Origin of the sequence: Stenotrophomonas sp., from assembly GCF_050737075.1 — a bacterium.
Taxonomy (GTDB): Bacteria; Pseudomonadota; Gammaproteobacteria; order Xanthomonadales; family Xanthomonadaceae; genus Stenotrophomonas.
Map to the genome: position 1 here is coordinate 65,532 of NZ_JBOHXV010000004.1, position 18,953 is coordinate 84,484.

Consider the following 18,953-nt stretch of genomic DNA (forward strand, 5'->3'; position numbering starts at 1 on the left):
GATCTTCCATGTCGGATACGGGGTACTGCCGTTTCACCTGCGCTGCCTGCGCGGGGTGCTGCTGCGTTGCGCCGAACTAGAACTGCGTGGCCAGGCGGAACCCGACGACGCGCGACGGGCTCTGGTCACGGATGGCGCGGGGTGCATCGAGCGGGAAGCCGACGAAGGCGTCCCAGTCCAGGCCCACGGCCTGGCCACGCGCACCCACGTGCACGCCACTCATGTTTCCGCCGGCAATGCCCTGCGCGGCGTTGCTGGCAATGTGGCCAACGTCCACGCCGGCATACGGCGAGAAGCGCCGGTGCAGGCTGAAGTTGAGGCTGTTGCGCCAATAGCCGCCGGTCGCACCACCCATCATCAGTTCGCCATCGAAGCCATTGACGGTGTAGCGGCCACCGATGCTGATGAACTCCGAGCCGTACAGCGGATCGGAGGTCCACTGGTAGCGCAGCGCGCTGTTCCAGTAGATCGGTCGCGGTCCTTTGAGCACCGGTGCGCCAAGGCCGATGTCGATCACGGTGATGCCGTAGCGGAAGGTGGGGCTTTCAGGGTCACGGCCTGCAACATCGTCATCACCGCCCAGCCAGGGCAACCCGCGACGGTGGGCCAGACGCAGGTCGGCCTGCGCCGCGCCCAGGTACTGGCGGTGCAGCAGCGCGAGTTCGGCCGAGGTGGTGCGACGGCGTTGGCCGCGCAGCTCCACGCCTTCAACGAAGCTGCGCGAGTTGCGCTGCGCCACGCGCAGTTCCATCCCGGTGCGGTAGCTCTGCCCGCGGGCCAGCAGCCGCTCGACGGTCAGGTCCACGCTGCGCGAACGGCCGGTGCTGCTGAAGTCTTCGTTGTTGCCCTGGATGATCTGGGCGTAACGCGAGCCGTAGGTGCTGGTGCTGAAGCGCCAGTTGCCCAGCGGAGCGGTCCACGATGCGTTGTAGCCGTGGGTGCCCTTGCCGCGCTCGGCGCTGCCGTCGCTGTTGACGCCCACGCTGAGCATGTCGTTGATGCCGAGCAGGTTGTCGGCCCAGACCGTTGCGCCGGCCTGTTGCTTGCCGGTGCCCTCGCTGCCACCGTCGTCCAGCGACAGCGCGCCACGCCAGCGGCGGGCGGCCTTGAGCGTGATCACCACGTCCGACTCACCCGGCTGTGCACCGGGAACCAGCTCCATCTCCACGTCCTGCGATGGCACGCGCTTGAGCTGCTCCAGGCCCTGCTCCAGGCGGCGCAGGTTCAGCACATCGCCCGGACGCGCCGGGAAGGCGCTCTTCCACATGGCGTCGCCGTGGTTGCCATCGGCGAACCGGATCTGGCGGATCACCCCGGGCACCAGTTGGAGGCGCAGGGTGCCTGCGCCCAGGTTCTGCTCGGGCAGGCCGATGCGTGTGGTCACGTAGCCCTTGGCCAGCACCAGGTCCGACGCGCGTCGCACCATCAGCGCGATGCCTTCCTGGCCGATGCAGCGTCCCTGGTACTGGTCGAGATAGTGCTGGGCGAATGCAAAGGTGTCGCGATGCGCGCCGTCCAGGACGATCGCGTCGATCCGGAAACACGGCGATTCGTCGGGAAGCTCGGTGGAGCGATGATCCGCAGCGCCGGGCGCAGCAGGCGCGGTGACTTCGGGAATCGCTTGGCGCTCGGCACGCTCGCGCGCTTCACGCTCGGCGCGATCACGCAGTTCCTGCTGGTCGGCAAGCGTGGGCTGGCCCTGCTGGGCCCATGCAACGGCCGGTGCGGCAAGGCAGGCGCCGGTGATGATCACTGAGGCGCTCAACCGGCGCCAACGTACTCGTAGTACTGCATCCATTCGTTCTGCTCGTCCCTGTCAGAGCCTGACCTTCCTGGCCAGTGCGTGTACCTCACCGCATGAACACCCTGCGGTGCCCGCCCTGTCAACCGAAACCGGTCGGACACGGGAGTAGCGATGCACACTCTAGCAAAAGTTAAGAATATGTAAACCCTCTCGATCGCACTGGACCATGGAGGGGACTGCACACTGTGTAGCGGCAGCGGGCGGGGAAACTTGAACCCGGCAGGTCGTGGCCAATCAACGCGGCGGCGCGGACAGTTCCTTCGCGCTCAGGAACCCGTCGCCATTGGCATCCTGCTTGTGGAAGCGCTCGATGATGGTCTGGCGCTGCTGGTCACGGGTGATCGGCCTGCCCTTGCCCCCGGGAAGCTCATCGGCGCTCAACACGCCATCGCCATTGCGGTCCATGCGGTCGAACGCATAGAGCATCCACTGCACATATTCCTCGACGCTGACCTTGCCATCGCCATCGGTGTCCATGCGCTGCAGGTAGGTGCCGGTGTCGGTTACCTGGGCCTGCACGGCCGCAGCGAGCAGCAGCAGCGACAGGCAGGAAAAACGCCGCGCGAGGCGGCGTTTTCCTGAAGCACGATGTGCGGTGCGCACCGGTCAGTGCGCCGTCAGCGCGTAGCCCTTCAGGCGCGCGGCGTAGTTCTGCAGCGCGGCGATACCGCTGGCTTCGGCCTCGTGGCACCAGGCCTGGAGCAGTTTCAGACGCTCGGCGGCGTCGTTGCCACGGGCCTCGAGCAGGGCCGCCAGACGCGCGCGGTGTTCCACCAGCACGCGGATGCGCGGACGCTGTTCAACCCAGGTGCTGAGCTCGGCACGGCAGTCGGGCTTGAGCCAGCGACCGTCGTTGACCAGGCCGCGCTGCATGCGGCGCGGCAACAGCTGGCGCAGCTTGGCCCCGGCCATGGCCGCCTCTTCGCGCAAGGCTGGCACGAACACGTTGCGCTGGTAGTCGGTCATGGCCTGGAAACGGTGCGAGAGCAGCGCCTTCAGGGTTTCGGCATCGGGCACGGCAATGTTCGGGCGCACATCCATGCTGGGCGCGACGCGCAGCACCTTGGCCAGGCCGACGGCCTGCAGGCCACGGATGGCGGTCCAGCCGATGTCGAATTCCCAGCGGCGCATCGAGAAGCGGGCCGAACTGGGGAAGGCATGGTGGTTGTTGTGCAGCTCTTCGCCGCCGATCCAGAACGCCCACGGGGTGAGGTTGGTGGAGGTGTCGGCCGACTCGAAGTTGCGATAGCCCCACCAATGGCCCAGGCCGTTGACCACGCCGGCGGCCCAGAACGGAATCCACGCCATCTGGATCGCCCACAGGGCCACGCCGGGCAGGCCGAACAGCAGCAGGTTCACCGCCAGCAGCGCGACGGGGCCGAGGTTGGCGTGCGGGGTGTACAGGTGGCGCTCGATCCAGTCATCCGGGGCGCCGCGGCCGTACTGCTCGATGTCCGCGCGCATGCCGCGGGCTTCCCGGTACAGCTCGACGCCGCGCCAGAACACCGTGCTGATGCCCTTGGTAACCGGGCTGTGCGGGTCTTCCTCGGTTTCCACCTTGGCGTGGTGCTTGCGGTGAATGGCCACCCACTCCTTGGTGATCATGGAGGTGGTGAGCCAGGTCCAGAAGCGGAAGAAGTGCGCGATGACCGGGTGGAAGTCCACGCCGCGGTGCGCCTGGCTGCGATGCAGGTACAGCGTGACGGCAAAGATGGTCAGCTGGGTAAACACCAGCAGCACCAGGCCCATGCCCCACCAGCCGAGGCCGACGACGCCGCCGGTCAGGAAGTTGAGGAGCGTATCGAGCATTGCGGGAACTCCGGGCCGCGACGGCCAGCAGGGAACGGGTACAGTTCCGGACATGATGCGGCCAGAAGTTGCAAACTTCATCCGTCTGATGCGATTTTTGTGCAGTCATTCAGTTGTTCTCTTCCTTCGTGAGCATCGCCCCCGCATTCATGACCGTTGCCCCCCTACTTTCGTCTGACGCCGCCCCCCTGATCGAGCTCGACCGTGCCTGCGTGGTGCGCGGGCAGGTCCGCGTGCTGCACGACCTCAGCCTGCGCATCGCCCAGGGCCAGCACACGGCGCTGCTGGGCCCCAACGGCTGCGGCAAGTCCTCCTTCATCAAGCTCATCACCCGCGAGCTGTACCCGCTGGCACATGCCGACGGCACCGTGGCGGTGCGGGTGCTGGGCCAGAACCGCTGGCAGGTGGATCGGCTGCGTTCGCAGCTGGGCATCGTCACCGGTGACCTCAGTAGCAACCTGTCGGACATGCCCGGGCTGACGGTCGAGGAGGCCGTGCTGTCCGGCTTCTTCGCCAGCTTCGTGGTGCCCGCGTTCCGCGAGGTCACCGATGCCATGCGCGCGCGGGTGCGCGAAACGCTGGCGTTGACCGGCGCCTTGCCGTTGCTGCAACGCGGCTATGCGGAGCTGTCGGCCGGGGAAACCCGGCGGGTGCTGATCGCGCGCGCGCTGGTGAACCGGCCGCAGGCGCTGCTGCTGGACGAGCCCTCCACCGGGCTGGATCTGGTGGCGCGCCAGCACCTGATCGCCACCATGCGCACGCTGGCCGCACAAGGCATCACGCTGGTGCTGGTGACCCACCACATCGAGGAAGTGATTCCGGAAATCGAACGCGTGGTGCTGTTGCGCGGTGGGCGGATTGTCGCCGATGGCACCCGCGCCGAACTGCTGCGCGATGCGCCGTTGTCGGAGGTCTTTGGCGGGCCGATCCAGGTGGTCGAGCACGAGGGGCGGCTGAGCGCATTCGCGGGATGAGTCCGGGGGGCGCGGGCTGCGCCCCCCGGCGTCGTTCAGAACCGCACCGCTACCGCGCGGCTTTCAATCGGGGCCATCCGGCTCTGGTCCTGCAACTGCAGGTCGCGCAGCTCGAACGGAGCGGCGTAACCGCGCGGCAAGGCCACCGTGTCGAACGCCAGCAGCAGCTCGCCTGCGCCTGCCGCGTCGAACCAGGCCGCACTGTGCGCCTGCGCGACCGGGTGCAGCTTCCCGTCCGGTCCGGTGGCATGCAGCGTGCCGCGCGCTTCGTAGCGGCCGGGCGCGCCGATCTGGACGGGCAGCCGCACCTGGCGGCGTGCGGCATCCACCTCGGCCTGGCCGCTGAAGCGCGCGGTCGGCTGGGCCACGGCGAAGGCGACCTTGGCATCACGCTGCACGCCCTGGGCGGAGACGAAGGCCTGCAGTTCCCACAGCCCCTGCGCCTGGCCAACATCGGCGGGAAGGGTCACACGCGCGCTCAGCCCGTCCTTGCCGGCCACCAGCGGCACCGGCCAGCTGCGGCCATCGGGGGCCACCAGCAACGCCTCGCCGCCGGCCGGCAACGCGCGCGCCACCGAACGCCCGGCCGCCAGTGCAGTGGTTCCGCCGTCATGTTGCAGGCGTGCGCTCAGCACCACCGTGCCACCGGCCAGCACCTGCTGCCGGTCTGCCTGCAGCTGCAGGGAGATCGGGCTGTTGGGCTCGAGCACCTGCACCACGTAACGACCCTGCGCCTGGGGCGCCTGCAGGCGGTAGGTGCCCACCGCCGCACTGGCGCCGGTGCGGGCCATGGCCGTTCCTGCGCCCACCCCCATGCCCGCCGCGCGCAGCTGCTGCGCGTCGACCACCTTGTCCACGGCCAGCACACCGGCCGGGTCGCGCACCTGCAGCTGTTCCACGTCCAACGCGCGCGCACCCTGCACCGGGCTGACCTGGATCACCGCGTCCGCGGCGGTCAGCGGCAGCTCAACGCCCCGCTGCAGGCTGGCCGCGTCCACGGTGTTCCAGTAGCTGCGGCTCAACGCGGTAAACGGCGCCGGCGCGGACAGTGCCTGGTCCGGGTCCAGCGCCCAGGCGAAGCTCACCGGCGCACGTTCGATCGTCGCATCGGGCATGGGCGCGCGTTCCACGCGCGGGGCGACCTGGTCGGTGCCGCGCGCGGCCTGCAGCGGTTGCGCTGCATGCAGCGGCAGTGCGAACAGCGCCGAGGCCACGGCCACTGCAATCGTCAGTCTTGAAGTCATGGCGTGCTCCTCACAGGGTCAGGTCGGTGCGCAGGATCGCGCCCAGGCCGAAGCATTCACGGCGGCTCTGGTTGTGGCTGAGCGGCTCGGCACCCTTGGTGCGCGCCTTGTCGGTGAACAGCACGGTGCCGGCGGCCTTCTGGCTGCTGCATTCAAGGAAGCCGTCCGAGCAGCTGTTCAACCAGTTCTGGGTCAGCTCCAGGCCCACGTTCTGCGCATAACCGCCGCAGTAGCTGTTGCTGTCCCACACGGCCGACTCCACATCCGAGCCCACCACCGCGCGGAACGGCTTGGGCAGCGCCGGGCGGCCGGCGGTGCCGTACAGGTTCTGCGCGTTGTAGGTGGCCATCCAGCCGACCTGCTGCATGCGCACCGCATCGTTCTGGTAGCCCAGCAGCCAGCCCACCGAGGCCTCGAACGCATTGCCGTTGAGGACCGCGTCGGCCAGCGGCGTACCGGCCGAAGACGGCGCCAGCGCGGTGACCTTGCTGATGGTCTGGATGATCTTCGGGTAGCGGCTGTCGTAGGTGGGGTTGGAGAGGATCCAGGCACCACGTTGCCACCATTGGAATGGCTGATGATCACCAGCTTGGTGATGCCCTTGCTGTTGATGAAGGTGGTCAGCTGTCCTGCCAGGCAACCCGCCGCTTCGGGCCTCCACATGTACTGCTCGAAATCGCAGTTGATCACGGTGTAGTTGGCGCTGTTGGGCAGCCCCTGGCGCACCGTGTCGATGATCGCCGGCTGCCAATAATCGGTGCGCGCGTCGGTCTGCTTGCCGGTGCCGTGCACGAACGCCACCCCGACCACGTCGGCCGCGTGTGCGCTGCCACACGCCAGCATCAGGCCCAGGGCCAGGCCAGCGCCCTTCCCCACTGCATTGCTTTGCATTCTGTGTCTCCCTTTGAACAGCGGGGCAGAGCCCCGCTCTACCGGTGATTCCCCCTGATTGCTGGCGCCCCCTCGCCCATGGGCTTCATCTATCCAGATCCCTGTGACAAGTGATCGCACCGAAGGAGAAGCTATGCCGGCTGGATATCTCAATCCGTGAACCAGTAGAGGGTTCCTAGCATTTGAAACGACTCCCACGGCTGCGCTGCAGTGCGTCATGCCGGATCTGGCGGCATGACCAGTGGCCGCTGGCAGGGGTCGGCGAAGCTGCGATCATGCGGACTTCACGATGTTGAGATCTGCCGATGCACGCTGCCGCTTCCGCCTCTTTCCTGCGCCCCCTGTTGGCCACCGCCCTGATCGCGGCGCTGGCCGGCTGTACCACGGTGGCCGCGCCGACCACCCCGGTAGAGGCGTCAGTGCTGACCAAGGCGGTGGGTTACCTGGCGGCGGACGCGGTGCCGGACAGCCTGGCGCTGGTACCGGCCCCGCCGGCAGCCGGCTCGGCCGGGTTCGCGCTGGATGAGCAGGTCAGCCGCGAGGCACGCGCGCTGCGCGACACCCCACGCTTCGCGCAGGCGCATCGCGATGCGGAGCTTGGCTTCCCGGAAGGTGCGAATCAGTTCGCCTGCGCGATCGGGCTCGACGTGGACGCGCAGAAGACCCCGGCCCTGTACCGGCTGCTCGAGCGCAGCCGCATCGATGCCAGCGCGGCCACCCGCAGCGCCAAGCACCAGTACCAGCGCGCGCGCCCGTTCATGGTCAACGGCGAACCCACCTGCACGCCGGAAGATGAGGAAGGCCTGCGCAAGAACGGTTCGTACCCGTCCGGGCACACCTCGATCGGCTGGGCGTGGGCGTTGATCCTGTCCGAGATCGTGCCGGAGCGTGCCGACGCCATCCAGGCGCGCGGCCGCAACTACGGCGAGAGCCGGCTGGTCTGCAACGTGCACTGGCAGAGCGACATTCTGGAAGGCCGCTTCATGGGCGCGGCGGCGGCGGCGCGGTTGCACGACAACGCCGAGTTCAACCGCGACCTGCTGGCCGCGCGAAAGGAGATCGCGGCGGCGCGAAAGGCCGGCGCAACCGTCAGCCGCGATTGCGCGGCGGAAGAGACCGTGCTGAAGGTGAGGCCTGCAAGCGCGCTCTGATTGTTGGAGGCCCGGCAATGAAAACGGCGCGGAGAAATCCGCGCCGTTTTTGATGCGTACCCACCAACGGTGGGCACCTACCACGTTGTCACGCGATTAGAACTTCGCCGTGAACTCCACGCCAAACGTACGCGGCTCGTTGAGGAAGCCGGTCAGGTTGTTGAAGTCGATCGCACCCACCACGCGGGTCTGGTTGGTCAGGTTGCGACCAAACACGGCCACGTCGTACTGGCCGTAATCCCAGTTGTAACCCAGGCGCAGACCGCCTTCCAGCGACGAGCGGCTGCGGAATTCCGGCGACTCGTACAGGAAGAAGTTCACCGCGCTGCGGTAGGCCCAGTCGGTGTAGACGTACAGCTCGCTGGCATCGGTGATCGGGAAGCCGGCGCGCAGCGTCATGTTGTGGATCCACTTCGGCGCCTGCGGCAACGGGTTGCCGTTGACCAGCGCGTAGGTGCCACCGTTGATCACCGTGGTGGGGTCGGTGATGGTGCAGCCGCCACCGCAGATCGCCACCGCCAGGTCGCGGTCCTTGATCTCGGTGTCGTTGTAGCTGCTGCCCAGGGTGAGCAGGACGTGGTCGGTGAGATAGGCCTCGAAGTCCAGCTCGGCGCCCTGGCCGATGGTCTTGTCGGCGTTGAGCAGGGTGGCGGTGTTGTTGCTGCCGCCCACCGCGATCAACTGCTGGCCATCCACGTTGTAGCGGAAGATGTTGAAGCCCAGGCGCGCGCGGCGATCGAACAGATCAGCCTTGACGCCGATCTCGTACGAAATCACCTTCTCCGAATCGGCCTGCGAGACGCCACCGAAGGCCAGGCGACCCTGGATGGACGGCGCACGGAAGCCCTTCGCAACACGCGCATACGCATTGAAGTTGTCGGTGACCTGGTACACACCGCTCAGGTCCCAGCTGACGTCGTTGACGTCGGTGTTGGCCAGGTACGGGCCACTGACCGGCGTACCACCCGGCACGGCCTGCAGCACGCTGGCGGTGAAGTCCTTCTTGTCCTGCGTATAGCGCAGGCCGCCGCGCAGCTTGAACTTGTCGGTGACGTCGAAGTCGCCCGAGGCGAAGGCGGCCCACGCCTTGTTGCGCTGGCTCTGTACCGCGTGGCCGGTCTGCGGGTTGCCCGGGGTCAGCGAGTCGTAGTTGAAGCTGTCGATGGTGACGTCTTCATCGAAGTAGAACACGCCTGCCTGCCAGTCGAAGCGGCCCCATTCGTTGGATTCCACGCGGAATTCCTGGGTCCACTGGCGGTGGTGCGGCAGGCCGTCGGCCGATTCGGACGGGAACGGAATGAAACCCGGCCCGTAGTTGCCCGCGCCGAGGAAGCTGGCGCCGTAGCCGCCGTCGATGTCGCCGTGGTTGAGCGATTCGGCGGTTTCATAACCGGTGATCGAGTGCAGGGTCACGCTGCCCAGGTTCCACTGCAGGCGCGCGCTGCCGCCCCAGGTTTCCAGCTCGGAGAAGTTTTCGCCGTCGTTGGAGACCTTGTCGCGGTCGAAGTTCTCCACCAGCGCGTTGCTGCCCGGCTGGATGATGTTGGCGCGGAACAGGCGCGCCGTGCCGTTGAGCTTGCGCTTGTGCAGGTTGAACAGCGCTTCGAACTCGTCGCCTTCGTACAGGAACTGCACGCGGCCGGCGGATTCGTCATAGCCTTCAAAACCCTGCGCCGGCGCATTTGCGCGGGTGTTGTCGACGTAGTTGTCGCGGCGCTGGTACAGCGCCGACACGCGTGCGGACCAGCGGTCGGTCAGCGGGCCGCCGTAGGCCGCCTGGGTGTTCCAGGTGTCGTAGGTGCCGTAGGACACCTTGACGTAGCCATCGGCGTCCTGCGACGGCCGGGCCGAATCGAACTTGACCACGCCGGCCGGGGTGTTGCGCCCGAACAGGGTGCCCTGCGGGCCGCGCAGTACTTCCACGCCGGCCAGGTCGAACAGCGGGAAGCCCTTCAGCAGCGGGCTTTCCTGCACCACATCGTCATACACCAGCGACACCGGCTGCGAGGCATTGAGATCGAAATCGGTGTTGCCCAGCCCGCGGATATAGAAGCGCGGGAAGGCACGGCCGTAGGACGATTCGATGTTCAGGCTCGGCACGCGGGCCGACAGGAAGCGGATGTCGTCGCCGGCCGAACCGAGCACATCGAGCTTCTCGCCCTGGATGGCCGAGATCGACACCGGCACGTCCTTGGCGTTCTCGACGCGGCGCTGGGCCGTGACCTGCAGGGTGTCGAGGGCGACCGGATCCTTGGCGGCGGGGGCGTCCTGGGCTGCGGCCGTCAATGGCAGCAGGGCGGCGAGAGCGACAACAAGGGGGTGCACGGACGCGGTGCGGCCGTGGGCAGTGCGGTTCGGGAACATGGCGATTAGGCTGTGTTGGGAGGGGTGGTGGACCGGCGCTACCAGACAATTGTTGCAGTACAACAACACCGTCGCAAATGAGATGTTTGATTACCAAGATTCTCGACGCGAGATGTGAAGGCATTCCGCCCCTTGAAGATGAACGTCTTCAGCCAAGCCGACGCCGGCTTACACTGTGCACCGCGACCCGGACGTGGAGTAACCCAGATGGATCCTGTTGATGATGAAGCGGTGGCCTCGCACTCACTGCGCATTGGACTGGCCGTTGTGGCGTGGGTCTTTTGCCTGCCTGGCCTGTACTTCCACGTCATGATCGTAGGGCTCGCATTGTTGCCGGCAATGCTGTCTGGTGAAGCGCAGAGACCCCTCGAGTATCTCGTGGTGGGGCTCGTGATCCTCAGTCCGCTTTCATGGCTCGCGCTGGGCAGGATGAGCTTCGACTGGATCATGGACCGGCCCTCGCATTGGGCATGGCCCGTGGTAGGCACCGCGCTGACGCTGCCGATACTGGTACCTACCTACTTCACTGCGGCTATCTTTGTCCTGCCCGGCGTTGTTCTGGCCCTCTACCTGTGCATCTGGCACCTCTGGCAGGCGCGCCGGCGTGGTGATCGCCAGCTGGGCCGTCCAAGCCCAGGCCAAGCCTGAGGAAGGCACGCGAGGAATCGTTGCCCGGTTGCCGGCCGGCAACCGCATATAACCGGGCGTCGTGGGAGTGCCCGCCATGGGCAGGCTCTACCGGTATGCTAGCGCCCATTCACTTTCTGCCACGCCCATGACCGCCTTCCGCCGTACCCGTCTTACGCTGTCCGTTGCCCTGCTCGGCCTGCTGGCTGGCTGCGGGGGTGAAGCCGTCCGCCCGACCCCGCCGCCGGTGGCCACGCCCGTGGCGCCCGCCAAGCCGGTGAAGATCGGCATCGCGCTCGGCGGCGGTGCGGCCAAGGGCTTTGCCCATATCGGCGTGATCAAGATGCTGGAGGCCAACGGCTTCGAGCCGGTGGTGGTCTCCGGCACCAGCGCCGGCAGTGTGGTCGGCGCGCTCTATGCCAGCGGCATGGACGCCTTCCAGATGCAGTCCAAGGCGGTGGCCCTGGACGAAGCGAGCATCCGCGACGTCCGCCTGTTCTCCGGCGGGCTGGTGCAGGGCCAGAAGCTGCAGGACTACGTCAACGCGCAGGTCGGCAACCGCCCGGCCGAGAAGCTGAAGAAGCCGTTCGCGGCCGTGGCCACCAACCTGGACACCGGCGACCGCGCGGTGTTCGTGCGCGGCAATGTGGGCCAGGCCGTGCGCGCCTCCAGCAGCATCCCGGGTGTGTTCGAGCCGGTGAAGATCGGCAACAACATGTTCGTCGACGGCGGCGTGGTCAGTCCGGTGCCGGTGGATGCCGCGCGCCAGTTGGGCGCCGACTTCGTCATCGCCGTGGACATTTCCAGCAAGGCCAGCGGCAAGTCGCCGACCGGCATGCTGGGCATCGTCAACCAGTCCATCTCGATCATGGGCCAGCGCCTGGGCGAGCAGGAACTCGCGCGCGCCGACATCATCATCCGCCCCAAGGTGCTGGACATCGGTGCGGCCGATTTCAGCCAGCGCGGCTACGCTATCCTGGAAGGTGAGAAGGCCGCGATGGCGGCCATGCCGCAGATCCGCGCCAAGGTGGAACAGCTCCGCCGAGCGCGTGCGGCCGCTGCGGCTCCGCCACCGCCGGCTCCCAAGTGCGACGAACCTTCGCGCGTGGGCAAGTTGATGGGGCGCAAGGAGAAGTGCGCCTGACCCCTTAGTGGCGGGCTCTGCCCGGCACCCTGAGGCTGTGATTACGCGTGCATCATCGGTGCGCGCACCATCTGTTCCTGCTCACGCGTCTGTTGCTGCGCCTGTTCGCGCGAGCGCACCTGATCCATTTCAGCCAGTTGCTGGAACGACTGCGCCGGCGGCGTGGCAATGGCTTCTGCGGTCGGCATGTGTGCACGGCGATGTGCCGGGTCATTCAAGTCGCCCTGCACCACGAACACGTGTTCACCTGGAGCGCTGCGGGTGCTCTTCTCGCTCAGCAGCACGTGGTCAGCACGTTCAAGGTTGCTGCGTGCCGCCAGTGTGGTCAGGCTTGCCGCCATGCATTCGCTGTGCTCATCCCATGGCTTGCCCAGGCGGGCATCGATGGACTGCACGCCGGCGATGCATTGCTGGTGCAGCGCGTGGCGGGGGTGGGAAGGGTCGCGCGGGTCGAGATCCGGACCCGTGTCGGTTAGCAACACTGGGCTTTCTTTGATGGGCCGATGCTGATTCTGGTCGTCCGGGTGGAATTGGCTGCGCAATTGCTGGCGTTCAAGACGCACTTCGCGTGCGTCATTGAGCTGTTCGAGCAGTCAGGCATTGGTAACCGGGAGATCCCTTGATATGCGCCCTTCCACGTGAGTTCTGGTGAGCCACTGGCCATCATCGGACCGGACGTAGTTGGCGTTGCCAAGCGTTACTCGATCAGGATCGGTGTTGGGGATTGCCATCGGCGCGGCTTTCCCCCGTGCACTCGCCATGTCATTGAAGTATGAGCTGGCGTTCAAGGCTCCGTCGTTGTATTCGATCGCAAGATTCTTGAGGGTTGCGATGCCTCTGGTCACGCCCCTGTACTGGTTATCCAGCATCGTCGACCAGACCTTTTCAGCCTCTGGCTCACCGCCGTGACGACGACCAGCCTCCAGTAGCTGGCGTGGCGTCCACGCGTCGTTCTTGATGTCGTTCAGCGCAAACGTGCGGTCATGGGCAAGCTGAACATCCCGAACCGGAAGATTCAAGGCCAGGTCTGGACGTTGATTGTTGAAGTGGCCCTCTCGAAGGATGAAATCCTGCTCGATCAGATCTTCCCCCACCTTCTGCCAGGCCCTCTCTCCCAGATGTAGTGCTTTCTCGCCTCCCTGCGCCCTGGCAAAATTGTTCGCCGTCGCACCGGGTGCGTTGTCGTTCCTTACAACGCCAAGGGCAAGGGTTCCGTAACCATCATTTCCCTCCATCTGTGCGAGGTAGTTGAAGTAGAGCTCCCGGTTGTCGGTATCGGCGTAGTATCTGAGCATTTCCAGATCGTGTTTGGTGAAGTCCGCCATCAGTGCGATTCCTTTCGTTCTTCAACATTGAACTTCGTCAGCAGGTTTTGAGCACGCTGCTCGATCTCCTTCCAGTGCTGGAGTCCTTCCCGCGGGTAATCGACAAGAACCAAGGTTCTCAGTGGCGAGATCATGAACGTGTGGCTGCACTTCGCGAATCCATAGCCTCTGCTCTTGACCAGCTTCCCTTCTCGGTACTCAACTCCAGATGACGCCACTTCGCGAGAAGTACATTTGATCACCGTCTGTACTGCGCCGGCGTCATCTTTACTGATGTACCAGTCTGTGTGCCGGTCGGGTGACATGACGCGTGCATCCTCGTTGTACCCTCTGCTTCCGTAGTACGCGCGGACCAGATCCATATTCACGAAGTACGGCGTCAGGCCGTAGAGCTTCTCGCCCGCGATGCGCGTCTCAAGATTCTCCTGCGGCTCGTCCTTCTCGTAGTCCATAGGAACATAGCTGCGCCGCATGGCTTCACTCAGTTCAATTCGATCGATGTACCTGTAATCAATTGTGACCGTGCGGACGGACACGTCCGTGGTCAGCCCCATCCGCTCCCCCGGTTTGAAGGGCTCCAGCGACGGATATTCCAACGCCAGTGCATAGCTGCCGTCGTGTTCAGCGCCGATCTGGTTGTAGAAATAGTTCTGCGGAATCTCCAGCAGATACGGCCCCAGGCAGGCCTGCTTCAACGGCGGCGGATCCTTGTAGGGATCCTGCGGGCCGATGCTGCGGATGCGGGTGCAGCCCTGTTCGTTGGTCATGGTCTTGGCCGGGCCCTCCTGCTTGGCACAGGCCAACAGAGGCAGCAACAGGCACAGGGCCCAGCCGGTTCGCATGATCTGTTTCGCGGTCGTGTGCAACGCGCTTCCTTGAGGAGAAGTATCAACCCGTAGTGCCACAACTATCGCCGAAGGCAAGGTCAGGCGCAAAAGCCGATGACGACAGTGTGGTCGGCGCGTATGACCGGGTATGCGGCGCGGATGGCGAGGTAGCGCCGACTGTTAGTCGGCTCTCATTCAAGCTGCGACAATGGCAGCGCCTTGAAGTCCTTCACTGTGCGCAGCACGAAACTGGAATTGACGTCGGCTACGCCCGCCGCGTTGAGCAGCTTGTCGAGCAGGAAACTGGAGAAGTGCTCCAGGTCGCGCACGTAGATGTGCAGCAGGTAGTCCATGTCGCCGGTCAGCGCATGGCAGGCCACCACCTCATCCCAGTCCACCACGCTGTCGGCGAACACGCCGATGGCGTGCTGGTCGTGCTTCTCCAGCTGCACGCGCACGAAGGCCTGCAGCCCCAGGCCGATCCGGCGCGGCTCCAGCCGGGCGCCATAGCCGGCGATCACCCCCTCGCTCTCCAGCCGCTGCACCCGGCGCAGGCACGCCGACGGGGAGAGGTTCACCCGTGCCGCCAGTTCCGCATTGGTGGCGCGGCCATGTTGCTGGATCTCCGCCAGAAGACGCAGATCCGTGCGGTCGAACTGGGCATCTCCGGACATTGCTGCTCCGCAACATTGATTGGACGCAACGATATTGCGCCAGATCGGAAGATCCGTGCAACTTTGCAATCCTCTTGCGCGCGCCCTGCCCTAGCATCAGTAGATGACTTCCGAGGAGCCCACCGTGATGGAAACCGCCACCGCCCCACGCCGCGTCGAACACCAGCAGACCGACAAGGGATACGTGCCGGTGTATACCACCGCCGTGGTGGAACAGCCCTGGGACAGCTACACCGCCGACGACCACGCCACCTGGAGCACTCTGTACCAGCGCCAGCGTGAGCTGCTGGAAGGGCGTGCCAGCAGGGAGTTCCTGCAGGCGCAGGACGAGATGGGCATGAATGCGCACATGATTCCGCGCTTCGACCAGCTCAACGAAGTGCTGGGCGCGGCCACCGGCTGGACCCTGGTCGGCGTGGAAGGCCTGCTGCCGGAGCTGGACTTCTTCGACCACCTGGCCAACCGCCGCTTCCCGGTGACCTGGTGGATCCGCCGCCCGGACCAGATCGACTACATCGCCGAGCCGGACATGTTCCACGACCTGTTCGGTCACGTGCCGCTGCTGATGAACCCGGTGTTCGCCGACTACATGGCCGCGTACGGCCGTGGGGGTGTGAAGGCCCACGCCATCGGCCCCGAGGCGCTGCAGCACCTGACCCGCCTGTACTGGTACACCGTGGAGTTCGGCCTGATCAATACGCCCGAAGGGCTGCGCATTTACGGCGCGGGCATCGTCTCGTCCAAGGGCGAATCGCTGTACTCGCTGGAATCGGCCGCGCCGAACCGGATCGGGTTCGACCTGGAGCGCATCATGCGCACCCGCTACCGCATCGACACGTTCCAGAAGACCTACTTCGTCATCGACAGCTACGAGCAGCTGATGCAGGCCACCTCGCCGGACTTCACCCCGATCTACGCGGCGCTGGAAGAACAGGAGCATCTGCCTGCGGGTGACGTGCAGGACGGCGACCGGGTGTTCCACAAGGGCACCGGCGAAGGCTGGGCGGACGGCGGCGACGTGTGAGGTTGGGGCGTCACGACCAACGGTCGTGACCTACCGCGTGGCACACGCGGCACCGGTAGCGCGCGACCGTTGGTCGTACGCCGACGTAGCGCCGGGCTCTGCCCGGCTGCTGCTCAGCGCGGATACGCCAGCAGCACCACCAGGTCCTGCTCTCCCACCTGCTGTAGCGCATGCAGGCTGCCTGGCCGGGTCAGCAAGGCATCACCCGCCGCCACGTCGTACTGCCTGCCATCCAGCACGTAGCTGCCTTGCCCGCTGACGATGTAATAGATCTCGTCCTTGTGCTGCGGGTGCAGGCCGATGCCCGCCCCTTTGTGCAGCACGCGCTTGCGCAGCACGAACGGCAGGTCCTTGTCGTCGGCGAAGAAGGGGTACGCGGTGGTCGGGCCGGCGCCGCCGTGCGGGCCGGGCTGGGGGATGGCGATGTCGCGCTCGTGGACCACGCGCGACAGCTTGGCCGGATCACTGCCCTGCCCTGCGGGCTGGCTCACGTCGCAGTCGATATCGCGCTTCAAGGCCGCTTTCAGCTCGGGCTTCAGCGCCACCCAGTCGCGCACCACCAGGCAGGCCACGGCCGTGGCGCCCGCCACACTGAAGTGGGTGCCGTCGGCCTTGTTCTGTTCGGGCACGAACAGGAAGTACGGCTTCGCGCCCTGCTCGCCCAGCGCGCGGATCCAGCGGGTGGAGCTGGCGTTGAGATCGATCAGCGCCACCTGCTCGCGTTCGGCCAGCTGCTTCACCGTCCGGGTGTACAGCCCATGCGTGTCCAGCAGTGCGCCGAAGTCATACAGCAGCCGCGCCACCGGCGTGATCAGCACCGGCGTGGCGCCCTTGTCACGCGCCAGCTGCACGTAGCGCAGCAGGTACTGTGGGTAGGCGGTGACCGGGTCGTTGTAGCGGGTGGGGTCTTCGAACTTGGCGTCGTTGTGGCCGAACTGGATCAGCAGCACGTCGCCCGGTTGGATCTCGGCGGCGATGGCATCGAGGCGTTTTTCCTCGATGAAACTGCGCGCGCTACGGCCGCCCTTGGCGTGGTTGCGAACGTCCCACACGGCCGGGTCGAGATAGCTCTGCAATGCCTGCCCCCAACCGGCCTGCGGCGCACGCTCGGGGCCGTATTCGGCGGCGGTGGAGTCCCCCGCGATGAAGACGCGGTGGGGTGCAGCATGCGCGGTGCCGACCGCGAGCAACAGCAGAAGCGGGAGCAGGACGCGGTGCATGTTCGGGCCCCTGAAAGAAGGCGGCCGGCCAACGGCCGGCGCTACCGTTTGGATATTTCGCGGTAGGTATCGACCGTTGGTCGATACCCGCACGTCATCTCGCCAGCCAACCACCATCAACCGGAATGACCGAGCCGTTGACGTAGTCCGACGCACTGGATGCCAGGAACACTGCCGTACCGGCCAGGTCTTCCGGGGTGCCCCAGCGACCGGCCGGAATGCGATCGAGGATCGACTTGTTGCGGTCCTCGTCGGCACGCAGCGCGGCGGTGTTGTCGGTGGCCATGTAGCCCGGGGCGATGGCGTTGACGTTGATGCCCTTGCCTGCCCATTCGTTGGCCAGCAGGCGGGTGATGCCGGCGATGCCGCTCTTGCTGGCGGTGTACGACGGCACGCGGATACCGCCCTGGAAGGACAGCATCGAGGCGATGTTGATGATCTTGCCGCGGCCCTTCGCGATGAAGTGGCGGCCGGCGGCCTGCGAGATGAAGAAGGCGGACTTGATGTTGACGTTCATCACGTCATCCCAGTCCTGCTCGCTGAAGTCCACCGCGTCGGCGCGACGGATCAGTCCGGCGTTGTTGACCAGGATATCCAGGCCACCGAGCCCTTCGATGGTTTCGCGCACGACGCGCTCAACCGGTTCGATGCTGATCAGGTTCGCTTCCACCGCCAGGCAGCGGCGGCCGAGCGCGGTGATCCGGGCGATGGTGTCGGTGGGTGGCGCGATGCCGGCCACGGCGACGTCGGCACCGGCCTGTGCCAGCGCCACGGCGATGCCCTGCCCCAGGCCCGTGTTGCCACCGGTGACGAGGGCGATCTTGCCTTCCAGACTGAACGGATTAGCCATTGCGGTTACGGTCCTTATCCAATGCGGGACGCGCGCCGCCCGCGCGCTGCGGGCGGCGCGGGTGGGTCACTTGAGCTGGCAGATGTCCAGCACGTGCATGTCGGTGTAATCCAGGTTTTCGCCGCCCATCGCCCAGATGAAGGCGTAGTTGCTGGTGCCGGCGCCCATGTGGATCGACCATGGCGGCGACACCACGGCCTCGTTGTTCTGGATCACGATGTGGCGCTGCGCGTCCGGCTCGCCCATGAAGTGGTACACGCGGTCGTTCTGGCCCAGGTCGAAGTAGAAATAGACCTCGCTGCGGCGGTCGTGCAGGTGCGGCGGCATGGTGTTCCAGACGCTGCCCGGCTTGAGCACGGTCAGGCCCAGCAGCAGCTGCGAGGACTGGCAGGTGGCCGGCACGATGTACTGGTAGATGGTGCGTTCGTTGCTGGTTTCCAGCGCGCCGCGCTCCAGGGCCACCGCGTCCTTGATCGACAGTGCCTTGGTCTCAAAGCGCGCATGCGCCGGGGTCGAGGCCAGGTAGAACTGCGCCGGCGTGGCGGCGTCATCGGAGGCGAACACCACGTCGGTGCTGCCCATGGCCACGTACAGGCCGTCCTTCGGACCGAGCTTGAACACGGTGCCGTCGACGGTGACGGTGCCGCTGCCGGCGCCGACGTTGATCACGCCCAGCTCGCGGCGCTCCAGGAAGGCATGGCCGGCGGCCGAGGCCGGTTCGGTCTGCTTGGGCAGTGCGACCGGGCCGGTGACCGGGGCGGCACCGCCGAGCACGAAGCGCTCGTAGTGGGTGTACTTCAGGGTCACCGCGTCGGCATTGAACAGGCCGTCGAGCAGGTACAGCTCGCGCAGGTCGTCGTTGCTGGCGCCCTTGATGGCGTCGGGATGGGTGGCGTAATGAGTCTTGCAGTACATGGCGTCTCCAGAGCAGGGGTGGGCCGACGGGGCGGCCCCGGCGCGATTTCGGCTGATTGTACCCAGCTGGGAAACCGGTGTCATTTTGCATCGCGGCACTGGCGAGAAGG

At 66.1% G+C, this 18,953-nt stretch carries 17 protein-coding genes and 1 pseudogene; 5 read left to right on the forward strand and 13 right to left on the reverse strand.

The annotated features are described in order from the left end of the window. Positions 1-76: 76 nt before the first annotated feature. The 3 genes from ACREPD_RS01735 to ACREPD_RS01745 form a co-directional block, all read right to left on the reverse strand. Entirely contained in the window at positions 77-1,753 is a 1,677-nt protein-coding gene (locus ACREPD_RS01735) for a ShlB/FhaC/HecB family hemolysin secretion/activation protein (RefSeq protein ID WP_431597682.1), read from the reverse strand. A 285-nt stretch (positions 1,754-2,038) separates the two neighbouring features. After that, positions 2,039-2,338, reverse strand: coding sequence for an EF-hand domain-containing protein (locus ACREPD_RS01740; protein WP_431597697.1), 300 nt, complete (start codon positions 2,336-2,338; stop codon positions 2,039-2,041). A gap of 72 nt (positions 2,339-2,410) precedes the next feature. Next, positions 2,411-3,613 carry a DesA family fatty acid desaturase gene (locus ACREPD_RS01745; protein ID WP_431597683.1) on the reverse strand — a complete coding sequence of 401 codons (1,203 nt, stop codon included), beginning with the start codon at positions 3,611-3,613 and terminating at the stop codon, positions 2,411-2,413. Between the two features lie 149 nt (positions 3,614-3,762). Here ACREPD_RS01745 and ACREPD_RS01750 point away from each other — a divergent pair, with 149 nt between their 5' ends. After that, positions 3,763-4,587 (forward strand): ABC transporter ATP-binding protein, encoded by an 825-nt coding sequence (locus ACREPD_RS01750; protein WP_431597684.1) that lies wholly within the window; start codon positions 3,763-3,765, stop codon positions 4,585-4,587. Between the two features lie 35 nt (positions 4,588-4,622). On the opposite strand, the gene ACREPD_RS01755 is transcribed toward ACREPD_RS01750, so the two are convergent. Together ACREPD_RS01755 and ACREPD_RS01760 are read right to left on the reverse strand one after the other, a co-directional pair. Further along, positions 4,623-5,831 carry a DUF4785 domain-containing protein gene (locus ACREPD_RS01755; RefSeq protein WP_431597685.1) on the reverse strand — a complete coding sequence of 403 codons (1,209 nt, stop codon included), beginning with the start codon at positions 5,829-5,831 and terminating at the stop codon, positions 4,623-4,625. A 10-nt stretch (positions 5,832-5,841) separates the two neighbouring features. After that, positions 5,842-6,722, reverse strand: a pseudogene (locus tag ACREPD_RS01760) (hypothetical protein). A 305-nt stretch (positions 6,723-7,027) separates the two neighbouring features. Between ACREPD_RS01760 and ACREPD_RS01765 the strand changes: the two are divergent. Next, positions 7,028-7,873, forward strand: a complete 846-nt coding sequence (locus tag ACREPD_RS01765) for an acid phosphatase (RefSeq protein WP_431597686.1) — start codon at positions 7,028-7,030, stop codon at positions 7,871-7,873. Between the two features lie 96 nt (positions 7,874-7,969). Here the strand turns inward: ACREPD_RS01765 and ACREPD_RS01770 are convergent, their stop codons facing one another. Beyond that, entirely contained in the window at positions 7,970-10,237 is a 2,268-nt protein-coding gene (locus tag ACREPD_RS01770) for a TonB-dependent receptor (protein WP_431597687.1), read from the reverse strand. A 207-nt stretch (positions 10,238-10,444) separates the two neighbouring features. On the opposite strand from ACREPD_RS01770, the gene ACREPD_RS01775 reads away from it, so the two are divergent. Beyond that, entirely contained in the window at positions 10,445-10,885 is a 441-nt protein-coding gene (locus ACREPD_RS01775; RefSeq protein ID WP_431597688.1) for a hypothetical protein, read from the forward strand. A gap of 127 nt (positions 10,886-11,012) precedes the next feature. After that, positions 11,013-12,008, forward strand: a complete 996-nt coding sequence (locus tag ACREPD_RS01780) for a patatin-like phospholipase family protein (RefSeq protein WP_431597689.1) — start codon at positions 11,013-11,015, stop codon at positions 12,006-12,008. A gap of 41 nt (positions 12,009-12,049) precedes the next feature. Here the strand turns inward: ACREPD_RS01780 and ACREPD_RS01785 are convergent, their stop codons facing one another. The 4 genes from ACREPD_RS01785 to ACREPD_RS01800 form a co-directional block, all read right to left on the reverse strand. Beyond that, positions 12,050-12,571, reverse strand: a complete 522-nt coding sequence (locus tag ACREPD_RS01785) for an XVIPCD domain-containing protein (protein ID WP_431597690.1) — start codon at positions 12,569-12,571, stop codon at positions 12,050-12,052. A 30-nt stretch (positions 12,572-12,601) separates the two neighbouring features. Next, complete coding sequence (locus ACREPD_RS01790; RefSeq protein ID WP_431597691.1) at positions 12,602-13,333, reverse strand: hypothetical protein; 732 nt, start codon at positions 13,331-13,333, stop codon at positions 12,602-12,604. Beyond that, on the reverse strand, positions 13,333-14,199 hold the full coding sequence (locus tag ACREPD_RS01795) for a hypothetical protein (RefSeq protein ID WP_431597692.1): 867 nt from the start codon (positions 14,197-14,199) through the stop codon (positions 13,333-13,335). The genes ACREPD_RS01790 and ACREPD_RS01795 overlap by 1 nt, the downstream gene beginning before the upstream one ends. A 152-nt stretch (positions 14,200-14,351) precedes the next feature. After that, entirely contained in the window at positions 14,352-14,834 is a 483-nt protein-coding gene (locus ACREPD_RS01800) for an Lrp/AsnC family transcriptional regulator (RefSeq protein WP_431597693.1), read from the reverse strand. Positions 14,835-14,961: 127 nt separating this feature from the next. Here ACREPD_RS01800 and phhA point away from each other — a divergent pair, with 127 nt between their 5' ends. Further along, positions 14,962-15,858 (forward strand): phenylalanine 4-monooxygenase, encoded by an 897-nt coding sequence (gene phhA, locus ACREPD_RS01805; protein ID WP_431597698.1) that lies wholly within the window; start codon positions 14,962-14,964, stop codon positions 15,856-15,858. Positions 15,859-15,971: 113 nt separating this feature from the next. Here the strand turns inward: phhA and ACREPD_RS01810 are convergent, their stop codons facing one another. The 3 genes from ACREPD_RS01810 to kduI form a co-directional block, all read right to left on the reverse strand. Continuing rightward, the gene (locus tag ACREPD_RS01810) at positions 15,972-17,078 is read right to left on the reverse strand and encodes a GDSL-type esterase/lipase family protein (RefSeq protein ID WP_431597694.1); all 1,107 of its coding nucleotides are present in this window, start codon (positions 17,076-17,078) and stop codon (positions 15,972-15,974) included. Positions 17,079-17,172: 94 nt separating this feature from the next. After that, positions 17,173-17,928, reverse strand: a complete 756-nt coding sequence (gene kduD / locus ACREPD_RS01815; protein WP_431597695.1) for a 2-dehydro-3-deoxy-D-gluconate 5-dehydrogenase KduD — start codon at positions 17,926-17,928, stop codon at positions 17,173-17,175. A 66-nt stretch (positions 17,929-17,994) separates the two neighbouring features. Further along, positions 17,995-18,843: a 5-dehydro-4-deoxy-D-glucuronate isomerase gene (gene kduI / locus ACREPD_RS01820; protein WP_421568258.1), complete on the reverse strand. Its 849-nt coding sequence runs from the start codon at positions 18,841-18,843 to the stop codon at positions 17,995-17,997. Between the last annotated feature and the right edge of the window lie 110 nt (positions 18,844-18,953).

Excerpts from the sequence above, each read along its gene's own strand:
- ACREPD_RS01745 (WP_431597683.1), bottom strand. The coding sequence starts at position 3,613 with ATGCTCGATACGCTCCTCAACTTCCTGACCGGCGGCGTCGTCGGCCTC.
- ACREPD_RS01750 (WP_431597684.1), top strand. The coding sequence starts at position 3,763 with ATGACCGTTGCCCCCCTACTTTCGTCTGACGCCGCCCCCCTGATCGAG.
- ACREPD_RS01755 (WP_431597685.1), bottom strand. The coding sequence starts at position 5,831 with ATGACTTCAAGACTGACGATTGCAGTGGCCGTGGCCTCGGCGCTGTTC.
- ACREPD_RS01765 (WP_431597686.1), top strand. The coding sequence starts at position 7,028 with ATGCACGCTGCCGCTTCCGCCTCTTTCCTGCGCCCCCTGTTGGCCACC.
- ACREPD_RS01770 (WP_431597687.1), bottom strand. The coding sequence starts at position 10,237 with ATGTTCCCGAACCGCACTGCCCACGGCCGCACCGCGTCCGTGCACCCC.
- ACREPD_RS01775 (WP_431597688.1), top strand. The coding sequence starts at position 10,445 with ATGGATCCTGTTGATGATGAAGCGGTGGCCTCGCACTCACTGCGCATT.
- ACREPD_RS01780 (WP_431597689.1), top strand. The coding sequence starts at position 11,013 with ATGACCGCCTTCCGCCGTACCCGTCTTACGCTGTCCGTTGCCCTGCTC.
- ACREPD_RS01790 (WP_431597691.1), bottom strand. The coding sequence starts at position 13,333 with ATGGCGGACTTCACCAAACACGATCTGGAAATGCTCAGATACTACGCC.
- ACREPD_RS01800 (WP_431597693.1), bottom strand. The coding sequence starts at position 14,834 with ATGTCCGGAGATGCCCAGTTCGACCGCACGGATCTGCGTCTTCTGGCG.
- phhA (WP_431597698.1), top strand. The coding sequence starts at position 14,962 with ATGGAAACCGCCACCGCCCCACGCCGCGTCGAACACCAGCAGACCGAC.
- ACREPD_RS01810 (WP_431597694.1), bottom strand. The coding sequence starts at position 17,078 with ATGCACCGCGTCCTGCTCCCGCTTCTGCTGTTGCTCGCGGTCGGCACC.
- kduD (WP_431597695.1), bottom strand. The coding sequence starts at position 17,928 with ATGGCTAATCCGTTCAGTCTGGAAGGCAAGATCGCCCTCGTCACCGGT.
- kduI (WP_421568258.1), bottom strand. The coding sequence starts at position 18,843 with ATGTACTGCAAGACTCATTACGCCACCCATCCCGACGCCATCAAGGGC.